Origin of the sequence: Streptomyces sp. NPDC028635 (assembly GCF_040637635.1) — a bacterium.
Classification (GTDB): Bacteria; Actinomycetota; Actinomycetes; order Streptomycetales; family Streptomycetaceae; genus Streptomyces.
In genome coordinates, this window is sequence record NZ_JBEZWX010000086.1 from 1 (window position 1) to 3,496 (window position 3,496).

The following is a 3,496-nucleotide window of genomic DNA, read 5'->3' on the forward strand; positions in this document are numbered from 1 at the left end:
ATCAAGGGCCTCACCGCCGAAGTCGGCGCCTCCCTCACCAGCGGCGCCGCCATCTGCGAGATCACGGACTGACCGCAGGCACAACGAACAGCGAACAGCGAAGCGCCCGACGGACCGCGACACCGCGGCCGCCGGGCGCTCGTGCGTCAGGCCGGCGTCAGGCGGACCGGCACCGCCTGGTGACCGTTGCTGATGAGGGACGGGACCGGGCGCAGTTCACCGGCCGGCACCGCGAGGGCCAGGTCGGGGAAGCGGGCGAAGAGCTGCCGCAGCGCCTCCACGACTTCCAGACGGGCCAGCGGCGCACCGAGGCAGAAGTGCACGCCGTGACCGAAGGCGAGGTGCTCCTTGAGGGTGCGGGTGACGTCGAAGGTGTCGGCGTCGTCGCCGTGCCAGTCCGGGTGGCGGTTGGCGGCGCCGTAGGAGGCGACGATGGCCTCGCCCTGTGCGATCGTGACGCCGCCGGGCAGCTCGATGTCGGTGACGGCGTAGCGCAGCGGCAGGTGCTTGACGGCGGGTGAGTGCCGCAGGGTCTCCTCGACGACGTCCTCCCAGCCGACCTTGCCGGTGCGGACGAGGTCGAGCTGGTCGGGGTGGGTCAGCAGGGCGACGACGGCCTGGTCGATGACGTTGACGGTGGTCTCGTAGCCGGCGCTGATCATCAGCAGCAGCGTGTCACGCAGTTCCTCGGCGTTCAGGCCGCTGCCGTCGGTCTCCTCGTCGCGGGCCGCGATGAGCAGGGACGTCATGTCGTCGCCGGGGGTGGCGGTCTTCGCGGCGATCAGCTCGTCGAGGACGCCGTAGAGGGTGACGGTGTTGGCGTGGGACTCCTCCTGGGTGAGGGTGGTGTCGAAGACGCCGTCGACGAGCTGCCGGAAGCCGTCGCGCCGGTCCTCGGGGACACCCATCAGATGACCGATCACGGAGATGGGCAGCGGGTAGGCGAGGTGCTCGCGCAGGTCCACGACCTGTCCTGCGGGCCGGGCGGCGAGGGCGTCGATCAGCTCCGTGACCATGGCCTCGATCGCCGGGCGCAGTTCGGCGATGCGCCGGGCGCTGAAGGCGGGGGCCACCATGCGCCGCAGCCTGCGGTGGTCGGCGCCGTAGGCGGTGAACATGTTCTGGACGGCGACCCACAGGGCGAGCGGCCAGGTGGTGACCTGCTCTGCGAACTCGGGCCAGTGCGCGCGTGCGTCCTTGGACACCGCGGGGCTGGTCAGGAGCTGCTTGAGGAGGGCGGGGTCGGTGACGGCCCAGGCCTGGACGCCGAGGATGTCCACGCGTGCGGCCGGGCCCCGCTCGCGCAGGGTCCGGTGCTCCTCGTGGGCGGTGGCGCCGGTCGGGTCGAGAACGAGCGGGGGGTGCTGGGACATGGCGGTCTCCTGGAGGAAGAGGGCTGGCTCAGACGACGGCGGGGAAGCGGACGGGCAGGGCTTCCAGGGCGCGGTGGAACGGGCCGGGGCGCCAGGCGAGTGCGGACTCGGGGCAGGCCAGGTCGATCTCCGGCAGGGCGTCCAGCAGGCAGCTGATGGCCGTCTCGGCGATGAGGTAGGCGTGGGTCCTGGCCGGGCAGGTGTGCGGGCCGATGCTCCACGACAGATGGGCGCGGTTGCCGGCCAGTTGGGCGGCCGTGAGGCCGGCGGTGACGGCCGGGTCGTTGTTGCAGGCGGCCATCGAGATGACGACGGGCTGGTGGGCGGGGAGCAGCACGCCCTCGACGTCGATCGGGTACGGCGGATAGCTGATGCAGTAGTTGGCCATCGGCGGGTCGGTGTACAGGACGGTGTCGAGGGCGTCGCGGACGGGCTGGCCGGCGTGCAGGCCGGCGGAGAACTGCTCGTCGGTGAGGATCCTGAGCACGGTGTTGCTGATCAGGTTGGTCAGCGGTTCGATGCCCGCGCCGTACAGCGTGACGAGCTGGTGGGCCATCTCGACGTCGTCCAGGCGGGCGGAGTGCGCGATCAGCCGGGAGGTGATGTCGTCGCCGGGCTGCCGGCGCCGCAGGGCGACGAGGTCGCCGACGGCCCGGCCGAGGATCTCGTTGCCCCGGGCGGCCGTCTCGGCCTCCGACTCGAAGATCTTGGCCATGCCGTCGGCGATGCGCCGGCCGATCTCGTCGGGGCAGCCGAGCAGCGCGCTCAGGACGCGGAAGGCGATGGGCCAGGAGTACTGGGTGAGCAGGTCGGCGTGGCCGAGGGCGCGGAACTCGCCGATGGCCGTCTCGGCGACCTGCTCCACCAGGGCGCGCAGGGCGTGCTGGTCGACGGCCTGGATGCTCGCGGTGTTGGCGGCGCGGTAGCGGGTGTGTTCGGCGCCGGACGAGCGCAGCGCGTTGGGGCGCCACTCCATCATCGGCTTCACCGGGCAGGTCTCGGGGATCGACTGCTGCCAGATCCGCGGGTCGGCGGGGAAGTGCAGCGGGTCGTTGAGGATGCGCCGGGCCTGGTGGAAGCCGATGACCAGGGTCGCGGGGACGCCGGGCGCGAGGTCGACGGGGACCAGCGGCCCGATGTCGCGGCGCATGCGCTCGTAGGCCGCGTGCGGGTCGTGGGCGAACTCGGCGTCGTAGAGGGCGATCCGCGTCGCGGGGCTCGCGCTGCCGGGGGCGTGGGTCGTCATGAACGGGGCTCCACCAGGGGGGCTAAGGCCTGACGGGTGGTCAGGTACTCGAGGAGGGTGATGAGCGCGTACACGCAGGAGCGGCGGTCACGCGCGTCGCACTCGGTGAGCGGTGTGTCGTCGTCCAGGGCGAGCGCCTCCCGGATCTCGTGCAGGGGGTAGCGGGGCGCGTCGGGGAAGACGTTGATCACGACGGCGTACGGCGTGTCCTGGTCCTCCAGCAGGCCCAGCACCTCGTGGCAGCCGTCGAGGTCGCGGGTGTCGGCGAGGACCACCGCGCCCAGCGCGCCTTCGGTCAGCCCCTGCCACAGGGGGCGGAAGCGGGTCTGGCCGGGGGTGCCGAAGAGGTAGAGGGCCAGGCGGTCGCCGAGCAGATGGATGCGGCCGAAGTCCATGGCGACGGTGGTGGACGTCTTGTGGGGCTTGCCGGCCAGGTCGTCCACGCCGACGCTCGCCTCGGTGATCGGCTCCTCCATGCGCAGCGGGGCCACCTCGGAGACGCTGCCGACGAAGGTGGTCTTGCCGACGCCGAACGCGCCGGCGACGACGATCTTCGCCGACCGGGTGACGCCGGGGGCGAGGTAGGACACGGCGGGCCGGTCAGACGAGTTCACGGAGTCCACGCAGCACCTCCTGCAGCAGGTCGGATCCGGGCCGGTTCTCCTCGGCGGACGCCGGCGCGGTGAGATGGCCGCTGTCCATGAGCGCGGAGACGATGATCCGCACCGTGGACGGCGGCAGTTCCAGGGCGGCGGCGACGTCCGCGACGGCCAGTCCGCCGCGCCCGCCGGCGAACAGGCGCATCATCATGAGCCGCAGCCAGGTGCCGTACGGCGGCATCCAGCTGACCTGCGGCATCTGTGTGCTCGGCGTGGGC

The 3,496-nt window shown here is 72.2% G+C and carries 4 protein-coding genes; all 4 read right to left on the reverse strand.

Features of this window, described 5'->3' with window-relative positions:
- Positions 1 to 146 precede the first annotated feature (146 nt).
- Complete coding sequence (locus AB0E88_RS35670; protein ID WP_361639386.1) at positions 147 to 1,373, reverse strand: cytochrome P450; 1,227 nt, start codon at positions 1,371 to 1,373, stop codon at positions 147 to 149.
- Positions 1,374 to 1,401: 28 nt separating this feature from the next.
- Positions 1,402 to 2,619: a cytochrome P450 gene (locus AB0E88_RS35675; RefSeq protein WP_361639389.1), complete on the reverse strand. Its 1,218-nt coding sequence runs from the start codon at positions 2,617 to 2,619 to the stop codon at positions 1,402 to 1,404.
- Positions 2,616 to 3,242, reverse strand: coding sequence for an ATP/GTP-binding protein (locus AB0E88_RS35680; RefSeq protein WP_361639392.1), 627 nt, complete (start codon positions 3,240 to 3,242; stop codon positions 2,616 to 2,618). The genes AB0E88_RS35675 and AB0E88_RS35680 overlap by 4 nt, the downstream gene beginning before the upstream one ends.
- Positions 3,220 to 3,496, reverse strand: a 277-nt coding sequence (locus tag AB0E88_RS35685) for a DUF742 domain-containing protein (protein ID WP_361639395.1), incomplete at its 5' end; no start/stop codon positions are given. The genes AB0E88_RS35685 and AB0E88_RS35680, both read right to left, overlap by 23 nt.

What these genes read in the sequence shown, in the direction of transcription:
- AB0E88_RS35670 (WP_361639386.1), bottom strand. Translation starts at nt 1,373, where the DNA reads ATGTCCCAGCACCCCCCGCTCGTTCTCGACCCGACCGGCGCCACCGCC.
- AB0E88_RS35675 (WP_361639389.1), bottom strand. Translation starts at nt 2,619, where the DNA reads ATGACGACCCACGCCCCCGGCAGCGCGAGCCCCGCGACGCGGATCGCC.